The organism is Pseudomonas caricapapayae (assembly GCF_001400735.1).
Taxonomy (GTDB): Bacteria; Pseudomonadota; Gammaproteobacteria; order Pseudomonadales; family Pseudomonadaceae; genus Aquipseudomonas; species Aquipseudomonas caricapapayae.
Window position 1 is genome coordinate 1 of sequence record NZ_LJPW01000131.1, and the last position, 23,189, is coordinate 23,189.

The 23,189-nt window shown below is 59.4% G+C and carries 16 protein-coding genes and 1 pseudogene; 6 read left to right on the plus strand and 11 right to left on the minus strand.

Features of this window, described 5'->3' with window-relative positions:
• Positions 1–1,073 (minus strand): glycoside hydrolase family 68 protein (locus tag ALO80_RS18005; protein WP_055009988.1); only part of this gene is annotated, 1,073 nt, incomplete at its 3' end.
• A 969-nt stretch (positions 1,074–2,042) separates the two neighbouring features.
• On the opposite strand from ALO80_RS18005, the gene ALO80_RS18015 reads away from it, so the two are divergent.
• The 5 genes and pseudogenes from ALO80_RS18015 to cobA all read left to right on the plus strand — a co-directional run bounded on the left by ALO80_RS18015 (position 2,043) and on the right by cobA (position 9,920).
• Positions 2,043–3,254, plus strand: coding sequence for a nitrate/nitrite transporter (locus tag ALO80_RS18015; protein ID WP_054985919.1), 1,212 nt, complete (start codon positions 2,043–2,045; stop codon positions 3,252–3,254).
• A gap of 7 nt (positions 3,255–3,261) precedes the next feature.
• A complete protein-coding gene (locus tag ALO80_RS18020; protein ID WP_055009989.1) occupies positions 3,262–4,923 on the plus strand; it encodes a bifunctional protein-serine/threonine kinase/phosphatase in 1,662 nt (553 codons plus the stop codon).
• Positions 4,924–5,201: 278 nt separating this feature from the next.
• Positions 5,202–6,407, plus strand: a pseudogene (locus ALO80_RS18025) (NAD(P)/FAD-dependent oxidoreductase); the annotation flags it as partial.
• A 20-nt stretch (positions 6,408–6,427) separates the two neighbouring features.
• A complete protein-coding gene (locus ALO80_RS18030; RefSeq protein ID WP_055009990.1) occupies positions 6,428–9,148 on the plus strand; it encodes a nitrate reductase in 2,721 nt (906 codons plus the stop codon).
• A 10-nt stretch (positions 9,149–9,158) separates the two neighbouring features.
• Positions 9,159–9,920: a uroporphyrinogen-III C-methyltransferase gene (gene cobA, locus ALO80_RS18035; protein ID WP_055009991.1), complete on the plus strand. Its 762-nt coding sequence runs from the start codon at positions 9,159–9,161 to the stop codon at positions 9,918–9,920.
• An 88-nt stretch (positions 9,921–10,008) separates the two neighbouring features.
• Here cobA and ALO80_RS18040 read toward each other — a convergent pair whose 3' ends face one another.
• From ALO80_RS18040 to ppsA, 8 genes are all read right to left on the minus strand, one after another.
• The gene (locus tag ALO80_RS18040; protein WP_002553044.1) at positions 10,009–11,043 is read right to left on the minus strand and encodes an OmpA family protein; all 1,035 of its coding nucleotides are present in this window, start codon (positions 11,041–11,043) and stop codon (positions 10,009–10,011) included.
• A gap of 105 nt (positions 11,044–11,148) precedes the next feature.
• Positions 11,149–11,739 carry an RNA polymerase sigma factor SigX gene (gene sigX, locus ALO80_RS18045; protein ID WP_002553043.1) on the minus strand — a complete coding sequence of 197 codons (591 nt, stop codon included), beginning with the start codon at positions 11,737–11,739 and terminating at the stop codon, positions 11,149–11,151.
• 82 nt (positions 11,740–11,821) lie between these two features.
• Positions 11,822–12,646, minus strand: coding sequence for a mechanosensitive ion channel family protein (locus tag ALO80_RS18050; RefSeq protein ID WP_002553042.1), 825 nt, complete (start codon positions 12,644–12,646; stop codon positions 11,822–11,824).
• Positions 12,647–12,648: 2 nt separating this feature from the next.
• Entirely contained in the window at positions 12,649–12,897 is a 249-nt protein-coding gene (locus tag ALO80_RS18055) for a hypothetical protein (protein ID WP_054985923.1), read from the minus strand.
• An 85-nt stretch (positions 12,898–12,982) separates the two neighbouring features.
• Positions 12,983–13,978, minus strand: a complete 996-nt coding sequence (locus tag ALO80_RS18060; protein ID WP_054985924.1) for a zinc transporter ZntB — start codon at positions 13,976–13,978, stop codon at positions 12,983–12,985.
• Positions 13,979–13,989: 11 nt separating this feature from the next.
• Positions 13,990–14,478, minus strand: coding sequence for a ribonuclease E activity regulator RraA (rraA, locus tag ALO80_RS18065; protein ID WP_055009992.1), 489 nt, complete (start codon positions 14,476–14,478; stop codon positions 13,990–13,992).
• Between the two features lie 101 nt (positions 14,479–14,579).
• Complete coding sequence (locus ALO80_RS18070; RefSeq protein ID WP_055009993.1) at positions 14,580–15,572, minus strand: alpha/beta fold hydrolase; 993 nt, start codon at positions 15,570–15,572, stop codon at positions 14,580–14,582.
• A 162-nt stretch (positions 15,573–15,734) separates the two neighbouring features.
• On the minus strand, positions 15,735–18,110 hold the full coding sequence (gene ppsA / locus ALO80_RS18075; protein ID WP_055009994.1) for a phosphoenolpyruvate synthase: 2,376 nt from the start codon (positions 18,108–18,110) through the stop codon (positions 15,735–15,737).
• A gap of 206 nt (positions 18,111–18,316) precedes the next feature.
• Here ppsA and ppsR point away from each other — a divergent pair, with 206 nt between their 5' ends.
• A complete protein-coding gene (gene ppsR / locus ALO80_RS18080) occupies positions 18,317–19,135 on the plus strand; it encodes a posphoenolpyruvate synthetase regulatory kinase/phosphorylase PpsR (protein ID WP_054985928.1) in 819 nt (272 codons plus the stop codon).
• A 53-nt stretch (positions 19,136–19,188) separates the two neighbouring features.
• Here ppsR and prpF read toward each other — a convergent pair whose 3' ends face one another.
• Positions 19,189–20,370 carry a 2-methylaconitate cis-trans isomerase PrpF gene (gene prpF, locus ALO80_RS18085; protein ID WP_055009995.1) on the minus strand — a complete coding sequence of 394 codons (1,182 nt, stop codon included), beginning with the start codon at positions 20,368–20,370 and terminating at the stop codon, positions 19,189–19,191.
• A 182-nt stretch (positions 20,371–20,552) separates the two neighbouring features.
• A complete protein-coding gene (gene acnD / locus ALO80_RS18090) occupies positions 20,553–23,144 on the minus strand; it encodes a Fe/S-dependent 2-methylisocitrate dehydratase AcnD (RefSeq protein ID WP_055009996.1) in 2,592 nt (863 codons plus the stop codon).
• Positions 23,145–23,189 lie beyond the last annotated feature (45 nt).

Here is a 23,189-nt window from a genome sequence, read left to right on the forward strand (position 1 = left end):
GGCATCACGCAGTGTGAGTAAGTCTGAAATGGCTGGGCAGGCGGATTGCCAAGCACAAGGCCGGAAGCGTTCATCGGCCGGTAAGGCCCGAACAGGTGTTCGCCGACAAACCCGTAAACGCCATCCGGCCCGGTAACACCGTCGGCATAGGTAAACTTGTGGCTGATGGTAAACAAGTAATACTTGCCGTCCTGAAAGACATAATGCGGACGCTCGGTCTGGTCATTGACGCCAACGGCAGTAACCAGTGGCGGAAGTATTTCCCATTCATCGCCACTGAGGTCTTTCGCGACAGCCAGGCCGATGCAACCCACCTGAAACCTGGCACCGCCCACTTCTTCATGGCCCGGCGGCACAGGGCCAAGTTCAGTGGCCCCTATTGTATGCGAGCCGCGTTCACCGGCGACATTACCTTCAAAAACCATGTACAACTTGCCATCCTGGGGATCAATAAACGGACTGGGGTCGCGGAAGTTCCAGGTCGCGTTCTGTGCTTCGGTCTGGTAATACTTTCCGTCGGCCTCGAACAAGGTGTGGACTTGCGTAAAGTCTTTCAACTCCACGCCGTTGTCGGACGTCACAATACGGCCACGTACTTTGGCAATCGCCGCCCCCGGCGTGACACACGTGTAATACAGATCGATATCACCTTTATCGTTCAACAATACCGGTGTGCCCGCCCACTCGCGGGTGGTGGGTGACACGCCTTCGGCCATGACACGGCCACCGAAGATCCAGTCCTTCCCGGTACGCGAGTACCAATAGCACATGCGTGCCCGGCCGTGACGATCTTCCCAGTCACGCTTGATGTCATAGCGGCCATTGGCACCGACGTACTGAGGATCGTCGGGGTGGCGGTCGGCCGTCAGCGTGACGATCACCGACCAGCCGTTGACTGAAACCACGGTGCCGTCGAGCTCTCGCAACGGCATGGTGTCCCAGATGAATACGGTATCACTCATGACCGGGAAATCAGCCCGTACCAGTGGCTGCGTGGTGGTCGGATCATTTTCATTGACCTTCAGCGCATCAGCCCGGGACCAGACTGTCGGTGCGTAATTGATGTTACTCATGATGATGTCCTTTATGAGCGCCTGTAGAAGCGGCGCAGAGAGGAAACAACACGGCACGCAGGGTGGCGATGCCGGGATGTATTCAGAGCAGGACTCTATTTCGCCAGGTGCACATTGCCGCGTGCAGAAAACCGGCAGAAAAGAGCGAGTAGTCGATTACCGTCACGGTAATCATGTCGCCAATGTGACAAACAGCCTGAACGTACCAGCCGTTATAGAGTGAAGAGTGGAATTGCCATTTCGTCATCGATGGCCCGCGTTGTTCGCGGCAATAAGGATGCTGTCAGAGATCATTTGGAAAGTAAATTAAATATTTCCCTGGCCCGTTCGGAGTGGCAATAAAACTGCATTAATCCTCTTTTAAACGGCCTGACTATTGCTTATTAAGACCGTCATACCAAGGCATCTAAACAGCATCATTACGACAGCACCGCACACCTCAAATAGTGGCACTTGGCAAATAATATATACATGCTCTGAACACCCGGTAAATCTTTCATCCATCCCGCAGTGTGCGGTCATTATCAAACCGATTGATACTAACTTTACTCTTCCGGCAGGTCCCGCCCATTTGGCGCGACTGCAAGCGACCGAAATGGACGCCGGCCTCAACGCCCTTTTTTGCAGCGCCTTTACCAGCCGTCGCCCGATTCAAGGTCATGGCACACGTTGGGAATGTCACCAAATTGCCCGAAGCTCGTGGCGAAGCGCTTGCCGCTCCATTGGCCCGTCTTTTGCTTTAGCAACCGAACCGATAGCCAACGGCGGCTATCACCTTGATTTACGACAAAGACGTCGCTCATCTCTTTCCGCTCACGTGGACAGAGAGGCGACGTCTTTTGCGTTTTGGCCCCGGTGAAGGGGGTCGGTGGGGTCGCCGTCATTCGGAACACTCCACCACAGCGTCTGGAATATCCCCTGTCGCGGTCATGGCCCGACTGACTAACTAGCAGATGATGAGGTGTGCACATGGATACAAGCTTCTGGAAAGCCGGCCATAAACCGACCCTGTTTGCGGCGTTCCTCTATTTCGATCTGAGCTTCATGGTCTGGTACCTGCTCGGCCCGCTGGCGGTACAGATTGCCACTGACTTGCACCTGACCACCCAGCAACGCGGCCTGATGGTCGCCACGCCGATTCTGGCGGGTGCGGTGCTGCGCTTTTTCATGGGCTTGCTGGCGGACCAGCTGTCGCCCAAGACCGCAGGCATCATCGGCCAGGTGATTGTCATCGGCGCGCTGTTGGCGGCATGGCAACTGGGCATTCATACCTACGGGCAGGTACTGCTGCTGGGGCTGTTCCTGGGTATGGCCGGCGCTTCATTCGCCGTCGCCCTGCCCCTGGCGTCGCAATGGTATCCACCGCAACATCAGGGCAAGGCGATGGGCATCGCGGGCGCGGGCAATTCGGGCACCGTACTGGCCGCGCTGATTGCGCCGGTGCTGGCCGCAAGTTTCGGCTGGGGCAACGTATTCGGCCTGGCGCTGATCCCGCTGGTGCTGACCCTGATTGCGTTCAGCCTCATGGCGCGCAACGCCCCGGAGCGCAGCAAACCCAAATCCATGGCGGACTACCTCAAAGCACTGGGGGATCGTGACAGCTGGTGGTTCATGTTTTTTTACAGCGTGACGTTCGGTGGCTTCATCGGCCTGGCCAGCGCCCTGCCCGGCTATTTCAACGATCAATATGGCCTGAGCCCGATCACTGCCGGCTACTACACCGCGGCCTGTGTTTTCGGCGGCAGCCTGATGCGCCCCCTCGGCGGCGCGTTGGCTGATCGCTTTGGCGGGATTCGCACGCTGACTGTGATGTACGCCGTTGCGGCCATCGGGATCGCCGCGGTGGGCTTCAACCTGCCGAGCTCGTGGGCAGCACTGGCCCTTTTCGTGGCCGCGATGCTGGGTCTGGGTGCTGGCAACGGCGCAGTCTTCCAGTTGGTACCGCAGCGTTTCCGCAAGGAAATCGGCGTCATGACAGGGCTGATCGGCATGGCCGGCGGTATCGGCGGCTTCCTGCTGGCAGCCGGGCTGGGCACCATCAAACAGAACACCGGCGACTATCAGTTGGGCCTGTGGCTGTTTGCAGGCCTGGCGGTCCTGGCCTGGTTTGGCCTGCTGAACGTCAAACGTCGCTGGAGAACCACCTGGGGTTCGGCTGCCGTGACTGCGGCACGGGTCTGAGCCGCCCATGGCGCTGCAACTGCAGTTTGCCCAGTTCAGCGCCAGCGGTCCGCGAGCGGAGAATCAGGACGCTCTGCGCCTGGTAACTCCAGCCCCGGCACTGGCTGCCAGCAAGGGCTACCTGTTCGCCCTCGCCGACGGCGTCAGCCAGTGCGCCGATGGCGCACTGGCTGCGCAGTCTACGCTGCAGGCGCTGGCACTCGACTATTACGCCACGCCGGAAACCTGGGGCGTGGCCCAGTCGCTCGATCGCCTGCTACTGGCCCAGAATCGCTGGCTGCTGGCCAACGGCCTGTTGACCACCCTCAGCGCTCTGGTACTGCGCGGCCGACGCTTCACCCTCGCTCATGTCGGTGACTGCCGGGCTTATCGTTGGCAGGCCGGGACGCTGACGCGCATCAGTGAAGACCACGTCTGGGAACAGGCCGACATGCAGCATGTACTCAGGCGCGCGCTGGGCCTGGATCAGTACGTGGTCATGGATTATCTGGACGGCGAACTGTGTGAAGGTGAGCGGTTGTTGCTGGTCAGCGATGGTGTCTGGGCCACCCTTGGCGACGCCAGCATCCGCTCGATTCTGACCGAGCAGCACGATCTCGACTCAGCGGTAAAAACCCTGGTCAGCGCGGCGCATCTGGCGGGCAGCCAGGACAATGCCAGCGCGCTGGTCATTCAGGTCGACGGCCTCGGCGAGGACGATCTGGGCGATACCCTGCTGCAACTGCAGCAATGGCCACTGCCACCAGCACTCAAGGCCGACCAGCGCTTCGAAGGCTGGAAGGTCGGCAACATCGTAGCGCAATCGCGCCAGTCGATTGTTTATCGCGTCACCGACCTGCATGACCAGCCCTGGCTGCTGAAAACCCTCCCGGCCAGCCGGCATGACGAAGCCGGTGCCGGCCAGGGTCTATTGCTTGAAGAGTGGTTTTTGCGCCGGGTTGCCGGACGTTTTTTTCCCGAGATTCATCCGCTGACAGACCGTCAGCATCTGTACTACGTCATGCGCGAGTATTGTGGAAGCACACTGGCCGAAGTCTTCACGCGCGACGGGCCATTGCCACTGGCCCGGTGGCAGGACCTCGCCACTCGACTGTTACGGGCCGCGGGCTTGCTGCATCGACGCAATATCATTCATCGCGACATCAAACCGGAAAACCTGCTGTTGGCCGACGATGGTGAACTGCGCCTGCTGGATTTCGGTCTGGCGTTCTGTCCGGGTCTTTCAACCGCCAACGCTGAGGACCTGCCCGGCACACCGAGCTATATAGCACCGGAAGCCTTCAATGGCGCAGAGCCGCATTCGCAGCAAGACCTGTATGCAGCGGGGGTCACGTTGTACTACCTGCTGACGGGTCACTACCCCTACGGCGAGATCGAAGCCTTTCAGCATCGCCGCTTCGGCACACCGATACCCGCCAGCCGCTATCGACCGGATCTGCCGCAATGGCTGAGCCAGAGCCTGGACAAGGCACTGCAGGCTGACCCGACCCAGCGTTACGAAACCGCCGAACAGTGGCTGCTGGAGCTGGAACAGGCCGAGCATCGCCCGGTGGTGACAAAACCGCGCCCGCTGCTGGAACGCGAACCGCTGAAAGTCTGGCGAACCCTGGCGCTAGTGTCGATGCTGCTTAATCTTGTGATTGTAATCTGGCTCATGGGTCGTCATTAAGGCAGGCCCGCCCTGCTTCTGTGCAGCACGCCTCAACGCAGTGCAGAAATAGGCTGAAGAATCGATTGCAAACCCTTGCCCCCCGGCGAATGAAAGTTGGCACAAGCGCTGCATGGATTTGAGCAGATCATTCATAACGCGCAGCCCTCAACGATGAAGGTTGCGCCTCCCGAGATAACGGGACCGGACAAAGGCGTCCCCGTCAGGCAACTGGCGGGACGCCTTTTTTTGTTTGCGCGAAACGTGTCGAGCACGCGCTGTGGTGACTCGGAGGCAAGATGAAAAAACTCAAACTGGTGATGATCGGCAACGGCATGGCCGGCGTGCGCACACTCGAAGAGTTGCTGAAACTGAGCGAAGACCTGTACGACATCACGGTCTTCGGTGCCGAGCCACATCCCAACTACAACCGCATCCTGCTGTCCCCGGTGCTGGCAGGCGAACAGAATTTCGAAGACATCGTGCTCAACGATCTGGCCTGGTACGAAACCAACGGCATCCAGTTGTTGCTCAACCGTCGCGTGGTGAAAATTGACCGCACCAAACGTGTGGTGGTCGCCGATGACGGCACCCAGGCCCCTTATGATCGTCTGCTGATCGCCACCGGTTCGCGCCCTTTTATTCTGCCGATCCCCGGCAACACGCTGCAGGGCGTCATCGGCTACCGCGACATCGGCCACACCCGCCAGATGATCGACACTGCCGTCACGCACAAGCGCGCCGTTGTCATCGGCGGCGGGCTGCTCGGCCTGGAAGCTGCCAATGGCTTGAGCATGCGCGGCATGCACGTCACCGTAATTCATAACGGCCAGACCCTGCTGGAGCGCCAACTGGACAAGACCAGCGGGCTGATGCTGCAAGCAGCTCTTGAGAAACGCGGCCTGAGCTTTCGCCTCAACGAACAGACCGAAGCCCTGCTCGGCGACGATCAAGGCCGTGTAAGAGCAGTGCAATTCCAGAACGGCGATGTGATTGATACCGATCTGGTCGTCATGGCCGCAGGCATACGCCCCAACACCGAACTGGCCGAACAGGCCGGCCTGCCCTGCAACCGTGGAATTCTGGTCAACGATACCTTGCAGACCTACGACCCGCGCATTTATGCGATTGGCGAATGTGTCAGCCATCGAGGCATCGCTTATGGGCTGGTGGCACCACTGTTCGAACAGGCTCGGGTCTGCGCCAATCACCTTGCGCAACTGGGCTTCGCTCGTTATCCGGGCTCGGTGACCTCGACCAAGCTGAAAGTCACCGGCATCGACCTGTTTTCCGCCGGAGATTTTCTGGGTGCCGAAGGCACCGAAAGCATCACCCTCTCGGACCCCGTCAGCGGCGTCTACAAGAAACTGGTGATCAAGAACGACGTGTTGGTCGGTGCATGCCTCTACGGCGACACCGCAGACGGCAACTGGTATTTGCAGCAGATCCGTGATGGACAGGGTATCGATGCGATACGCAATCACCTGATGTTCGGTAAACCCGCCGCACCAGAGGCCACCTGCGCATGACCAGCCTTGCCATTCAGACACCTCGGGTTACCGCGTCCACCTGCTGTTACTGCGGCGTGGGCTGTGGCGTACTGATCGAGCATGACGACGAGCATATTCTCGGCGTCAGCGGCGATCCGAAGCATCCGGCCAACTTCGGCAAGCTGTGCAGCAAAGGTTCAAGCCTGCACCTGACCGGAGACATCGACGCGCGCGCGTTATACCCGGAACTGCGCCTGAGCAAAGGCCTGGCGCGCAGCGTCACCGACTGGGATACCGCACTGGAGCACGCCGCCAATGTGTTCGCCGACAGCATCCGCGAACACGGCCCCGACAGCGTAGCGTTCTATATCTCCGGTCAGTTATTGACCGAGGACTACTACGCATTCAACAAGCTGGCGCGCGCACTGGTCGGCACCAACAATATCGACAGCAACTCACGGCTGTGCATGTCTTCGGCGGTCGCCGGCTACAAACGCAGCCTCGGTGCCGACGCACCGCCATGCAGCTATGAAGACATAGACCTGAGCGACTGCGTGATGATCGTCGGCAGCAACATGGCGTACGCACACCCGATTCTGTTTCGTCGCCTGGAGGAAGCGAAAAGCCGTCGCCCGCAGATGAAACTGATCGTCATAGACCCGCGGCGCACCGATACCTGCGAGCTGGCAGACCTGCACCTGGCGATTCAGCCAGGCACCGACGTTGCGCTGTTTCACGGCATCCTTCATGTGCTGATGGGCGAACACCTGATCGATTCCGACTTTATTGCCGAACACACGCAGGGCTATGAAGAGCTGGCAGCACTGGTGCGAGACTATCCGCCTGAACGCGTGGCGACCCTTTGCGGCATTACACAGGAACAGCTGCACATCTGCGCCCGCTGGGTAGGCGAGGCCCCGGGCTTTCTGTCGCTGTGGTGCATGGGATTGAATCAATCCACTGCGGGCAGCGCCAAAAACAGCGCACTGATCAACCTGCACCTGGCGACGGGGCAAATAGGCCGACCCGGGGCAGGCCCCTTCTCGCTTACCGGCCAACCCAATGCCATGGGCGGACGTGAAACAGGCAGCCTGTCCAACCTGCTGCCCGGCCATCGCGACGCTGCCAACCCCGAACACCGTGCCGAAGTTGCAGCCTACTGGGGCGTCGAAAGCCTGCCCGCCAACCCTGGCCTGTCGGCGATCGAACTGTTCGAACAGTTACAGAACGGCACGATAAAGGCACTGTGGGTCGCCTGCACCAACCCGGCACAATCACTGCCCGATCAAAACAGGATCAGACAGGCGCTGGAAACCTGCCCGTTCGTGGTGCTTCAGGAAGCCTTCAAGACGACCGAAACGGCGCGCTATGCCGACCTGTTGCTACCTGCTGCCAGTTGGGGTGAGAAAGAAGGCACAGTGACCAACTCGGAACGGCGTATCTCCAATGTGCGCAAGGCCATTGCAGCGCCTGGACAGGCGCGCTCCGACTGGGCGATCACTGTAGATTTCGCCCAGCGCCTGCAAAGGCGCCTGCAACCCGACGCACCCGCGCTCTTCGACTTCACCACGCCCAAGGCCTTGTTCGATGAATTCAAGGGCCTGACGGCCGGGCGGGATCTGGATATGTCGGGAATCGACCGCGAGCTCATCGATCTTCATGGTCCGCAGCAATGGCCCTTCCCTCGCGGTGCCAGCGTCGGCACGCCCCGCCTGTACACCAAGGGTATTTTCCCAACCGATTCGGGCCGTGCGCAGTTTTTATCAGAGCCCTACATCGCCGCCAGAGAACTGCGTGATGCTGACTACCCACTGACACTCAACACCGGCAGGCTGCGCGATCATTGGCATGGCATGAGCCGTACCGGCACCGCTGCACGCTTGTTCGGCCATGTCAGCGAGGCGCTGTTGAGCCTCAACCCGCAGGACCTTCTGCGCCATGACATACAATCCGGCGATCTGGTCAAACTGATCAGCCGGCGCGGCGAGTTGCTGCTGCCCGTCGGCAGTGATGACAGTGTCGCGTGCGGCCAGGCCTTCTTGCCGATGCACTGGGGTGACAGGTTCCTCAAAGGTGGCATGAACGTTCTCACCCAACCAGCGTTCGATCCGGTCTCGAAACAACCGGAACTCAAACATTCCGGGGTCAGAATCGAAAAAGCTCACCTGCCCTGGCAGTTTTTCGCCCTTGTAGAGGGCAACGTACAGCAACAGATGGAAAAACTGCGCCCACTGTGCGATGCCTTTGTCTATTTGAGCATGGGCCTTGCGGGACGAGAGCGACCTGCATTGGTCATACGCGCCGCCAGCGCCGAAGCACCTGATCCGATGCTGCTGCATCGGATTGATCAGGTGCTGGGCCTGGATGAAGGGCCGGTAATGGTTTATGACGACCCCACGCGCTCGATCGGCAAGCGGGTACGAATCGACAACGGCCGCATTACCGCCATCCGCCTGGCCGGTGAAACACTTGCAAGGCACTGGCTGCAGACGTTATGGCTGGAGGAGCGCGTCGATGCCTCTTTGCGGCGCTGGCTGCTGGCACCATTGAGCACTGAGCCCGGCAAAGACTCGACGCAGACCCGCGACAGGACCTTGTGCAACTGCATGAACGTCAGCCAGCGCGCAGTAGTGAGCGGCATCGAAAGCGGCCTCGACCTGAATCAACTCAAGAAACAATTGGGCTGCGGGACCCAGTGCGGCTCCTGTGTGCCGGAAATAAAAAGGCTGATCAATACCGTGGCGGTTACAGAATGAGGAGTGCGGCATGAACGCAAAAGTATGGCTGGTGGGTGCTGGCCCCGGTGATCCGGAGTTGCTGACCCTCAAGGCAGTGCGTGCCTTGCATGAGGCCGATGTGGTGTTGATCGATGATCTGGTCAATACCGCAGTGCTTGAACATTGCCCGAATGCGCGAGTGATCGCAGTCGGCAAGCGTGGTGGTTGCCGCTCAACACCACAGGCGTTTATCCATCGCCTGATGCTGCGCTATGTCCGTCAGGGCAAATGCGTTGTACGCCTCAAGGGAGGCGATCCATGCATTTTCGGACGTGGCGGCGAAGAGGCGCAGTGGCTGCAGGAACGCGGCGTTACAGTGGAACTGGTCAACGGGATTACAGCGGGGCTCGCCGGTGCAACACAATGCGGCATTTCGCTGACCCTGCGCGGCGTAAGCCGTGGCGTAACACTGGTAACCGCCCATACTCAGGACGACAGTCGCCTTAACTGGCAGGCTCTCGCACAGGGCGGAACCACGCTGGTGGTTTACATGGGCGTGGCAAAACTGGCAGAAATTCGCGAAAGCCTTCTGGCTGGCGGAATGAGTGGCGAGATGCCGGTGGCGATGATCGAGAACGCGTCGTTGCCCTGGCAGCGCGAGTGCCGCAGCACGTTGAATGGCATGCAGCGGGACGCAGCCGTTTTCGAGCTCAAAAGCCCGGCCATTCTGGTAATCGGCGCGGTGGCCGCAGCCAGCAATGAGCTGCTGAATCAAACGTTGACGGACCATGTCCAGCTGAATGCAGGCTGATACTGGCCCCGAAATTGGCGGCTGCCCGAGTAAATCGCAGGCAAAGAAAAGCCCGGCCTGAGCCGGGCTTTTCAGTACAAGCGGCTAATTACTTAGCTTGAGCTTCTACTTCTGCTTCTACGCGACGGTTAACTGCGCGACCAGCTTCAGTTGCGTTGTCAGCAACTGGGCGGGATTCGCCGTAACCAACCGAGTTTACGCGGCTAGCGCCAACACCGTACTGGTTAACCAGAACCTGTTTAACGGCGTTTGCACGACGCTCGGACAGTTTCTGGTTGTAAGCGTCAGGACCGACGGAGTCAGTGTGACCTTCAACAGTGGTGGTGGTTTGTGGGTACTGCTGCATGAAGTCAGCGAGGTTCTTGATGTCGCCGTAGCTGTTAGGCTTGACTACGGATTTGTCGAAATCGAACTTCACGTCCAGCTCAACACGAACCACTTCGGCAACGGCTGGGCAGCCATCAGCGTCAACAGTGACGTTGGCTGGGGTGTCCGGGCACTTGTCGACGTTGTCGCACACGCCGTCGTTGTCGCTGTCGGAGCACACTTCAGCTACTGGAGCCGGTGCTGCTTCAACTTTCTTGCTGCCGCCACCGAAGTTTACGCCGATACCGACGCTAGGCGCCCACTCGGTGTTGCCTTGGTCGATGTTGTACTGAGCTTCAACGCCTGCACGGGCATAGAAGTTGTCAGTGAAGTACAGCTTGGCGCCGCCGCCGATGTTGGCGAAGGTGGAACCGTCACGACCGTTGCGAGCGTCTTGACCGATGCTCTGATCGGAGAAACCGGCAGACAGGTAAGGACGCAGCATGTCGCCCGGGTTGTTGAAGTGGTACAGAGCGTCCAGAGCGGTGTTGGCGCCCTTGATGTTCTTGCCACTGTCGCTACGGACGTTGTGGACTTCGTCGTAGCCCAGACGCAGCTCAACATCGTCAGTCAGGAAGTAGCCAACGGAGCCGCCGAACAGGTTGCCGTCGTTTTTGAAGTTACGATCGCTGTCGTAGTACTCTTTCTTGGCGAAGCCTTCGATTTCGACCGCGCCTTGGCCTTGAGCCAGAGCGCCGAACGAAGTTGCGGCAACAATAGTACCAATGGCCAAGCCCAAGGTGTTTTTCAGTTTCATCCGTTAAATCCCCATCTGATGATTATTAAGCAGTCCCACACAGGGGGACAACTCAGCGGCGAGTCTACCAGACCTTGCCAGTTTGTTAGAGATATTTGCACCGTATTAAGTTTCGGCGATTCCCGCAAATTTCTCTCGTAATTTATCTAATGCCCGCTTGTAACGCATTTTCGTTGCGCTCAAGCCCATGTGCATGATGTCAGCAATCTCCTGGAATTCAAGTTCTGCGACGAAACGCAGTACCAGAATTTCCCGATCGATCGGGTTCACATACACAAGCCAGCGATCAAGTCCGCCCCGCTCTTCAGGTTTGGGCGTCTTTTCTTCCGACGCTTCCTCAAGTGGATCCAGACTCAGCGCGTCCATCAAGCGACGCTTACGCCGTTCCTTCCTGTACTGCGTGATGCACTCATTGTAGGTGATGCTGTAGAGCCAGGTTTTAAATTTAGATTTACCTTCAAAATTTTTCAACCCATACAACACCTTAAGCATCACCTCCTGACAGACATCATCCGCATCGCGATCGTTCCCCAGATAACGTGCACAGACGTTAAAAAGTGTTCTCTGGTAACGGCGCATCAATTCTTCATAAGCCCGCGTCACATTGAACAGCTCAACATGGGCGCGCGCGACCAGCTCCTCATCTGAGAGCTCGCGGGGATCGTAGCGCGTCGAAAACGGTTGAGGTTTATTCAAAACAAATCTTGCCGACAGTCAGGTCAATGTCCGCCACGGCCTGTATCGGCAACCTGGCGGCATAGATTAGCAGGTTAGCCGCTTAACGGCTGCTTACTCTCTGCTCGAGAAGGATGCGATTCGAAAACGACACCAGCTCCCCCTCGTCTGTCAGCAACGTTGTTTTGACCGTACCGATTTCTTCGATCTGACCTTCCGTATCCCCCACGCGCACCTGCTGGCCCACCTGAAACAGCTCGCGAACATAAATTCCGGCGATGATCTGACCGGCAATTTCCCGACTGCCCAGGCCCAGAGCAAGCGCCACTGTCAGACCAACGGTAATCAGCGCTATCACAATAACGTGGTTCAGCAGGTCGGTCTTGACCTCGAGCTGGCTGATCGCAACCGAGATGCTGATGATAATCACCAGCCCCTGGGCAATTCGCCCCAGACCGGCTGAGTAATCGATTCCTACGCCCTCGGCGGCGCCGCGCACCAGGCCATTGACCAATTGCGCCAGCAGCACGCCGACCAGCAAGACCAGTGCCGCACCAAATACCTTGGGCAGATACAACGCCAGCATGTCCAGCGTAGCTGAAACCCGCTGCAGCCCGAGCGACTCGGCAGCCGATACAAGGAAGATCAACAGGACAAACCAGTAGACGATCTTGCCGATCAATGTGGAGATCGGCACCTTGACGCCGGCACGGCCGATGATTTTGGTCAGGCCGGTACCGCCGACCAGGCGATCCAGGCCCAGCTTGGCCAGCAGTTTGGAAAGGAGTGCATCGAGCAGCTTGGCGACGACAAAACCCAGCAGCACCACGACAAGGGCGCCGAACAGGTTAGGGATGAAGTTTGCGACTTTGGTCCACAATGCAGTCATTGCAGCAAGAAGGCTCTGGGTCCAGAGATTCAGTTCCATGCTCAATCAGCCTTATCGATAGAACGGGCACCCGTCGTGGGGCGGCGAGAAACAGGAGAGACGTGGGCAGAGCCGTTGTTCACGGCGATCATCAGCGCCTCTGACCAGCGGCCCAGCAACCCGAACAGCACACCGGCACCGACCTGGCGATTGGCGGTTTTCAGGACGCGTCCCAGACATGCGTCGTCATCCCGGCTGGAGGACGAAGAATTGAGCATGTCGCGTAAAGATTCTTCAAACGGATCGTGCATCAGGCACCTCACGTAATGTCAGTCAAAGACGCGACGCGAAAACAACAAGTCACACCGGCCTGTCAAAAAACCGCGCAAGTCCGACCTACACCCAGCGCAAACGTCTGAACAGCCACCACTGCCCTGCGGCCAGCGCAACAATGAGCAGGCAGGCCACCAGAAAGCCATATGCGCTGTCCGAACCGGGAATTCCGCCGACATTGATACCCAGCAGACCGGTGAGAAAACTCATGGGCAGAAAGATACCGGTAATGATCCCGAAGCGGTACATGGTGCGATTCATGTGTTCCCGCAGGCGCCGGTCTTCGGACTCCAGCAGCAGCCCCACCCGCTCGCGGGTCAGTTCGAGCTCTTCCAGATAACGGGTCAGACTGTTGTTCAGTTCATTCCAGTAATCGGCATCGTCATGCGCGAACCAGGACAGTTTGGTTCGCGAGAGCTGGCCATATATATCGCGCTGGGGCCCGAGAAAGCGGCGCAGACCGGCGGCGCGCCGACGAATGTGCAGCAGCTTGCCGTGCTCGGGACTGTACCGCTCGTCGGCGTCGTTCTTTTCTTCCTCTTCATCGACCGATTCGGTCAGTTCGCCCACCAGATCCTGAACCTTGTCAGTGAGGTGCTGCGCCAGATACAGGATCAGCTCCGAGGCGCTCTTCGGGCCTTTGCCCTGCCCCAGCATCTCGATGAGTTCCTCAGTGGCGCGCAGAGGGCGCAGACGCAGCGAGATCACTCGCTGAGCCGAGGCGAAGATGCGCACCGACACCATGTCTTCCGGTTCGGCACCGGGGTTCAGGTTCACCCCGCGCAGAAACAGCAGCAGCTCCTGCTCAGGCAATGGCAGCAAACGCGGCCGGGTGTTCTCCTCCAGCAACAGGTCGCAGGCAAACTCGCTCAGGCCGCTGCCGGTGCGCAACCAGGCATGGGTCTGCGGGTGACTGCGATCCCAATGCAGCCACAGACTCTCCTGCGGCTGCAGTTGAAGGTCCTGCAACTCGGTTCGAGCAATGAAGCGCGCCCCGCCTTTACCATCCAACACAAGGGCATGAACCAGCCCCCACTGCGCGTTTGCTTCATCGAACATGGATACTTCGCTTATTCCGGCATGGTCAGGGGTGATGGAGAAATAATGACGCCATTGTTGTCGGCATACAGGTACTCGCCCGGACGGAAGGTTACGCCGCCAAAGGTGACCGGCACGTTCAGGTCGCCCAGGCCGCGCTTTTCGGTTTTTTTCGGATGGCTGGCCAGCGCCTGTACCCCCAGGTCGGTCTGGGCAATGACATCGACGTCGCGAATGCAACCGTAGATCAACATGCCTTCCCAGCCGCTCTTTGCCGCCTTCTCGGCCAGCATGTCACCCAGCAGGGCGCACCGCAGCGAGCCACCACCGTCGACGACCAACACCTTGCCCTTGCCGTCCAGTTCGACCTGCTCCTTGACCAGCGAGTTGTCTTCGAAACATTTCAGGGTGACGATCTGGCCACCAAACGAGTCGCGGCCGCCAAAATTGCTGAACATCGGTTCCACGACCTGAATCAGGTCCGGGTAGGCGTCACACAAATCGGGGGTGATGTAATGCATGAGGTCAACTCCTGTCATCGAGGCATGAGGTCGCGATTGATACAGATCGGCCTATTGAACCAGACGCGACCGGCTGACGCTAACCATAGCGACTTTAACTGCTAGCTGCCCACCGCTGCCGGTAACTCTGCAACCTGTTCAGGAACGGACTGCTCGCCCAGCCACTCAATCACCCGCGGCCAGACCTGTTGTTGCGCCGTCTTGCTGACCAGCATTCGCACATGGTCGAAATCTTCGCTGAAGCCGTGCTCGCGGCCCAGGCAGAGAAACTGCTTGTGTTGCTCGCCACCAACCTGATCGAACAGCGTCCGGCAGGCCCATACCGGGTCCTGATGATCGCCGGCGGCAGCAACTGCCAGAACCGGCACCTGAACCTCCTTCAATCCGGCCCACCAGTTATTGTCACGCTCGCCAAAACGTCCGAACAGCCCGTGCCAGCGCATGCTTTCCAGGACAAGCCCTATCGGCTCGTCTTCAGGCCCGCGCTTGAAGCGCGGCCCGGAGATATGCTCGAAGGACCTCAGCAGCAGCCGCGCGGACCATTGCAGCGGCGGAATTTTCAGCGGCCAGTAAGTCCGGCTGACCTGACTGCCGAACAACGCCACGGATGCCACGTTCTGCGCATCAAGGTACTGACCACCAAGGGCTGCCGCCAGGGTCGTGCCGCCCAGCGAGTGGCCGATCCAGTGCGGTATCTGGCCGCTTTGCTCGCAGACGAAGGCCGCAATGGCAGGCAAATCAAAACGGGCATAATCGGCCACACAGTTGGCGCGATAGTTCTGGTTGCGCGCCGACAAGCCGTGACCGCGCATTTCCGGAATCCATACGTCATACCCGGCACGCGCCAGATAAGGCCCAAGCCCCACACCTTTGGGCGAATACCAGAAACGCCGGTTGGAAAAGCTGCCGTGCAGCAGAATCACCGGAATGCCGCGCACATCAGGCTGATCGACCAGCCCCAGTCGGGTCACCACCAGTTCGACACTGGGGTCAGGGCTGTTGGCTGGTTTCAGACGGTAGACGTCCTCGACAAGATCGCCGCAACGCTCGGCGCTGATCAAGGCAACGGGGAAAAGCTGGCTACTGCTCTGCATATCACTCTTTATCTGGCTGGACAGACTGGATGAAACAACGCGCTCCGGGGCTTTCGCGGCACGCCATAAAAAAGGCGGCTTCCGAAGGAAACCGCCTCTTTCAAACACCTGAACCACATGACGGCTCAGGCTTTCTTCGCGTCACATGAGCGCGACGTCACATCAGACCGGTGCCTGCGCCTCGGCGAGGAAGAACCAGGTCTCCAGCACCGAATCAGGATTGAGCGATACGCTCTCGATACCCTGATCCATCAGCCAGCGCGCCAGATCCGGATGATCGGAAGGGCCTTGTCCGCAGATGCCGATGTACTTGCCAGCCTTGTTGCACGCCTGAATGGCATTGGACAGCAGCTTCTTGACCGCCGGGTTACGCTCGTCGAACAGGTGAGCGATGACGCCGGAATCGCGATCAAGCCCCAGCGTAAGCTGGGTCAGGTCGTTGGAACCGATGGAGAAACCGTCGAAATACTCAAGAAACTCTTCGGCCAGAATCGCGTTGGACGGCAACTCGCACATCATGATGATGCGCAGGCCGTTTTCGCCACGCTTCAGGCCATTGGCGGCCAACAGATCGATCACCTGGCTCGCTTCACCCAACGTGCGCACGAACGGCACCATGATCTCGACATTGGTCAGGCCCATTTCTTCACGCACACGCTTGAGCGCACGGCATTCCAGCTCGAAACAGTCGCGGAAGTTCTCGCTGATATAACGGGACGCACCCCGGAAGCCCAGCATCGGGTTCTCTTCTTCCGGCTCGTACAGCTTGCCGCCGATCAGGTTGGCGTACTCGTTGGACTTGAAGTCCGAAAGGCGCACGATAACTTTTTTCGGGGTGAACGCGGCGGCCAGGGTACTGATGCCTTCGACCAGTTTCTCGACGTAGAACCCCACCGGATCGTCGTAACCAGCGATGCGCTTGTCGACGCTCTCCTTGATCTCGGGTGGCAGCAGGGAGTAGTTGAGCAGCGCCTTGGGGTGCACGCCGATCATGCGGTTGATGATGAACTCCAATCGCGCCAGACCGACACCGGCATTGGGCAATTGGGCGAAATCGAACGCACGGTCCGGGTTGCCGACGTTCATCATGATCTTGAACGGCAGTTCTGGCATCGCATCGACCGAGTTGGTCTTGATGTCAAAGCCCAGTTCGCCTTCGAAAATGTAACCGGTGTCGCCCTCGGCGCAGGAAACCGTTACGCCCTGGCCGTCCTGCAGGGTCTGAGTGGCATTGCCGCAGCCGACGACTGCCGGAATGCCCAGCTCGCGCGCGATGATCGCGGCGTGACAGGTACGCCCGCCACGGTTGGTGACAATTGCGCTGGCGCGCTTCATCACCGGCTCCCAGTCCGGGTCGGTCATGTCCGACACCAGCACGTCACCGGGCTGGACCTTGTCCATCTCCGACACATCCTTGATGATCCGCACCTTGCCCGCGCCGATGCGCTGGCCGATGGCACGGCCTTCGACCAGCACCTTGCCTGTCTCCTTGAGCAGATAGCGCTCCATGACGTTCGCCGAAGCACGGCTCTTCACGGTTTCGGGTCGCGCCTGGACGATATACAGCTTGCCATCGTCACCGTCCTTGGCCCATTCGATGTCCATCGGGCACTTGTAGTGCTTCTCGATGATCATCGCCTGCCTGGCCAGTTCGGCGACTTCGGCATCGGTCAGACAGAAACGCGCACGCTCAGCCGGCTCTACGTCGATTACCTTGACCGATCGACCGGCCTTGGCCTCATCGCCGTAAATCATCTTGATGGCTTTGCTGCCGAGGTTGCGGCGCAGGATCGCCGGACGACCGGCAGCCAGCGTGTCTTTATGCACGTAGAACTCGTCAGGGTTGACAGCGCCCTGCACAACCGTCTCGCCCAGGCCATAGGCTCCGGTAATGAACACCACATCGCGGAAACCGGATTCGGTATCCAGGGTAAACATGACGCCTGCAGTGCCGGTTTCGGAGCGCACCATACGCTGCACACCCGCCGACAGCGCGACCAGCTTGTGATCGAAGCCCTGATGCACGCGGTAGGAGATTGCCCGGTCGTTGAACAGCGAAGCGAAGACTTCCTTGGCAGCGCGGATAACGTTCTCGACGCCACGAATGTTGAGGAAGGTCTCCTGCTGACCGGCAAAAGAAGCATCCGGCAGGTCTTCGGCGGTCGCGGAAGAGCGTACCGCCACGGCCAGGTTCGGATTACCGGCCGACAGCTCGGCGAACGCCGTGCGAATCTGCGCATTGAGCTGCTCGGGGAACTCGGCCTCCATGATCCACTGGCGAATCTGCGCACCCGTTTTGGCCAGCGCGTTGACGTCATCGACATCGAGCGCGTCCAGCGCTGCATGGATCTGATCGTTCAGCCCGCTGAGCTCAAGGAAATCACGGTAAGCCTGGGCCGTAGTCGCGAAGCCGCCGGGCACCGAGACACCAGCACCTGCAAGGTTGCTGATCATCTCGCCGAGGGACGAGTTTTTGCCCCCCACGTGCTCTACATCATGGACGCCGAGCTTATCGAGGGAAACTACGTACTCTACCAAGGTGATCTCTCCACTAACTGTGTTTGTTGTTGGGAAAAGCTCATTCACCCGGGCCACCTGTTCAGTGACCTCAGGCGTGTCTGGCCGGGCGCAGGCCAAGGCCTTCAAACCGGACCTTCAAAAAAGATGCACCTGCAGGCCCTCAGGACAGGCAGGCACGCCTATGATAGCCAGAATTCGTCAACTGCTTAAGGCCTGGGTCAAAAATGAAACGATCTGCTTTCTTCATCTCGGACGGCACCGGTATCACCGCCGAAACCCTGGGCCAGAGCCTGTTGGCACAATTTGAAAACATTACCTTCAACAAGTTCACCAGGCCCTATATCGACAGCGTCGAGAAAGCGCGGGCGATGGTACAACAAATCAATAATGCCGCCGACAAGGACGATGTGCGGCCGATCATCTTCGACACGATCGTCAATCAGGACATCCGCGAGATTCTGGCGACGTCCAACGGCTTCATGATCGATATCTTTTCGACCTTCCTTGCCCCGCTGGAGCAAGAGCTTAGTTCACACTCCTCCTATTCGGTGGGCAAATCGCATTCCATCGGGCACAACTCCAATTACATGGAGCGCATCGAAGCAGTCAACTTTGCGCTCGACAATGACGATGGCGCACGGACGCATTATTACGACAAGGCCGACATCATCCTGGTAGGCGTATCGCGCTGCGGCAAGACCCCGACCTGCCTGTACATGGCCATGCAGTTCGGTATCCGCGCCGCCAACTACCCGCTGACCGAAGATGACATGGAGCGTCTGCAACTGCCTGCGGCGCTCAAGGAGCATCGCAGCAAGCTGTTCGGCCTGACCATCGACCCTGACCGACTGACTGCAATTCGCCACGAGCGCAAGCCCAACAGCCGGTATTCCAGCTACGCGCAGTGTGAGTTCGAAGTGCGCGAAGTGGAGAGCCTGTTTCGTCGTGAAAACATTCCCCACATCAATTCCACACATTTTTCGGTGGAAGAGATCTCCGCCAAGGTGCTGGTGGAAAAAGGCGTGGAGCGACGTTTCAAATAGCCGCTGAAAGCGCCCGCCTCAGCTGATTCTTTCAGCCGACTGTTGCAATCGTTTTACTGCGGCACGCGCACCCAGCCCTCCATCAGCACCCTGGCGCTACGGCTCATGAGTGCTTTGACGACCGTCCAGTCTCCCCCCTGCTGAACGGCCTCGGCGCCAACCCGCAATGTCCCCGAGGGATGGCCAAAGCGCACCGCGCTGCGCGCCTGCCCGCCCGCCGCCAGATTGACCAGCGTACCAGGAATGGCAGCAGCAGTGCCGATGGCGACCGCAGCCGTGCCCATCATCGCGTGGTGCAGCTTGCCCATCGACACGGCACGCACCAGCAGATCGATATCCTTTGCCGCAACAGGTTTGCCACTCGATGAAAGGTACTCGGCTGGCGCGGCGACGAAGGCCACCTTGGGCGTGTGCTGGCGTGTGGCAGCTTCATCAATGCTGCGAATCAGGCCCATGCGCACGGCACCGTGGGCGCGGATTGCCTCCAGGCGGGCCAGTGCCTGTGGGTCGCCATTGATGTCGCCCTGCAATTCCGTGCCGCGGTAGCCAATGTCGGCAGCGTTGACGAAAATCGTCGGAATGCCGGCGTTGATCAGGGTCGCCTTCAAGGTGCCGATGCCCGGTACTTCAAGGTCGTCCACCACATGGCCAGTGGGGAACATGGAACCACCTGCGCCTTCTTCATCCGCTGCGGGATCAAGAAACTCAAGTTGCACCTCTGCTGCTGGAAAGGTCACGCCATCCAGCTCGAAATCGCCGGTTTCCTGCACCTCGCCGTGGCTGATCGGCACATGGGCAACGATGGTTTTGCCGATATTGGCCTGCCAGATACGCACAATCGCAATACCGTCCTGCGGAACACGGCTGACATCGAGCAGGCCACTGAGAATCGCGAACGGCCCTACGGCCGCCGACAGATTGCCGCAGTTACCGCTCCAGTCGATAAAGGGTTTGTCGATCGACACTTGTCCAAACAGGTAATCGACATCGTGATCAGTCCGGCTACTGCGCGACACGATCACGCTCTTGCTGGTACTCGACGTTGCCCCGCCCATGCCGTCGATCTGCTTTTCGTATGGGTCGGGGCTGCCGATGACCCGCAACAGCAGCGCATCCCGCCCCGCGCCCGGAACCTGTGCAGCTTCGGGCAGGTCCGTCAGCCTGAAAAATACACCCTTGCTGGTGCCGCCACGCATGTAGGTGGCCGGGATGCGGAGCTGCGGTGAATGAGCCATGAATTGGTTGTCCTGTTCGATGAGCGCGCCGAGCGCTCAAAATCGGACGCAGAGCGTCCAGAAGTGTTTTTCCGCACGCTTATCGTGCCTCACGCAACGTGGGAAAGACTTGCGTGACGCTCCGCATCCCGGATCTGAGCCGCGCCGCACATTCAAGAGCGGACGCTGCGCGTGAGTAACGATCAAGCCACAGTCGTAGCCTCAAGAAAATCCTGAGCAAAACGCTGCAATACGCCGCCGGCCTCATAAATAGAGAGCTCTTCGGCGGTGTCCAGGCGGCACGTCACCGGCACCTCGACACGCTCGCCGTTACGGCGCCGAATGACCAGCGTCAGTGTCGCGCGAGGCGTCCGCTGACCGATCACATCGAAGGTTTCACTGCCGTCTATGCCCAGAGTCAGGCGACTGGTGCCCGCCTTGAACTCCAGCGGCAGTACGCCCATGCCAACCAGATTGGTGCGATGGATGCGCTCGAAACCTTCTGCGGCAATCGCTTCGACGCCCGCCAGCCTGACGCCTTTGGCCGCCCAATCGCGGGACGAGCCCTGTCCATAGTCGGCACCGGCAATGATGATCAGCGGTTGCTTGCGGGCCATGTAGGTTTCGATGGCTTCCCACATGCGCGTGACCACACCTTCGGGCTCGACACGGGTCAGCGAGCCTTTGCTGACCTTGCCGTCGATCACAGCCATCTCGTTGACCAGTTGCGGGTTGGCAAAGGTTGCGCGCTGGGCCGTCAGGTGGTCGCCCCGATGGGTTGCGTAGGAATTGAAGTCTTCCTCCGGCAGGCCCATTTTCGCCAGGTACTCACCCGCCGCGCTGTCAAGCATGATCGCGTTGGACGGTGACAGATGATCGGTGGTGATATTGTCCGGCAGTACTGCCAGTGCGCGCATTCCCTTGAGCGTGCGCTCCCCGGCCAGCGCGCCTTCCCAGTAAGGCGGGCGGCGGATATAGGTGCTCATCGGTCGCCAGTCATACAGCGGCTCGACTTTCGGCCCGGTGTGCTCTTCGATAGCGAACATCGGAATATAGACCTGGCGGAACTGCTCCGGCTTGACTGACGCTTGCACCACGGCGTCAATTTCTTCGTCGCTTGGCCAGATATCCTTGAGGCGAATCTCCTTGCCATCGGCGATCCCCAACACATCGTTTTCAATATCGAAACGAATGGTGCCGGCGATCGCATAGGCCACCACCAGGGGCGGCGAGGCCAGAAAGGCCTGTTTGGCGTAAGGGTGGATACGCCCGTCAAAGTTGCGGTTTCCGGACAGCACCGCGGTGGCATACAGATCACGGTCGATGATTTCCTGCTGGATCAGCGGGTCGAGTGCACCCGACATACCGTTACAGGTGGTACAGGCAAACGCCACAACGCCAAAGCCCAGTTGCTCCAGCTCGGACGTCAGCCCTGCGGCATCCAGGTACAGTGCCACGGTTTTCGAGCCTGGTGCCAGCGACGACTTCACCCACGGTTTGCGCAGCAGCCCCAGGCGATTGGCGTTGCGTGCCAGCAGACCTGCGGAAATCACGTTGCGCGGGTTACTGGTGTTGGTACAACTGGTAATCGCCGCAATGATTACCGCACCATCCGGCATCTGCCCCGGCACTTCCTGCCACTGACCGGCAATACCTCTGGCTGCGAGGTCCGCAGTGGCGACCCGTGCATGGGGGTTGGACGGCCCGGCCATGTTGCGCACCACGCTGGACAGATCGAAACTCAATACACGCTCGTATTCCACCTCCGCCAGGCTGTCCGACCAAAGACCGGTATGCCGGGCATACAGCTCGACCAGTTTGACTTGCTCGTCTTCACGCCCTGTCAGACGCAGATAGTCGATGGTTTGCGAATCGATGGAAAACATGGCTGCTGTCGCGCCGTATTCCGGTGCCATGTTGGAGATCGTCGCCCGATCACCAAGGGTCAGACTCGACGCACCTGCGCCGTAGAACTCCAGGTAAGCGCCGACGACTTTCTGCTGGCGCAAATATTCGGTCAGCGCCAGCACCACATCGGTGGCGGTGATGCCCGGCTGACGCCGCCCGGTCAGCTCGACGCCGATGATGTCCGGCAGCCGCATCCAGGAAGCGCGCCCCAGCATGACGTTTTCGGCTTCAAGGCCACCGACACCAATGGCGATCACGCCCAGTGCGTCGACATGCGGCGTATGGCTGTCGGTGCCGACCAGTGTGTCGGGAAACGCTACGCCATCGAGCACCTGCACCACCGGCGACATTTTCTCCAGATTGATCTGATGCATGATGCCGTTGCCCGGCGGGATCACTTCAACGTTCTTGAATGCCCGCATGGTCCAGTCAATGAAGTGAAAACGGTCTTCATTGCGGCGGTCTTCGATGGCTCGGTTCTTTTCGAACGCCTGAGGGTCATTGCCACCCGCTTCCACAGCCAGCGAATGATCGACAATCAGCTGCACCGGCACCACCGGATTGACCAGCGCGGGATCACCGCCCTGCGAAGCGATCGCGTCGCGCAGACCGGCCAGGTCGACCAGTGCGGTCTGCCCCAGAATGTCGTGGCAGACCACGCGCGCCGGGAACCACGGGAAATCCAGATCACGCTTGCGCTCGATGAGCTGCATCAGCGAGGCATTCAAGGTCGCAGGATGGCAACGGCGTACGAGGTTCTCGGCCAGCACCCGCGACGTATAAGGCAGCGCGGCGTAAGCGCCTGGCTTGAGCGCCTCGACAGCCGCGTGAGCATCAAAATAATCCAGTCGGGTGCCGGGGAGCGGTTTGCGAAATTCACTGTTCATTGCGGGACTCGATCACGGAATGTTCGGAATACGGGTGGGGAGCTC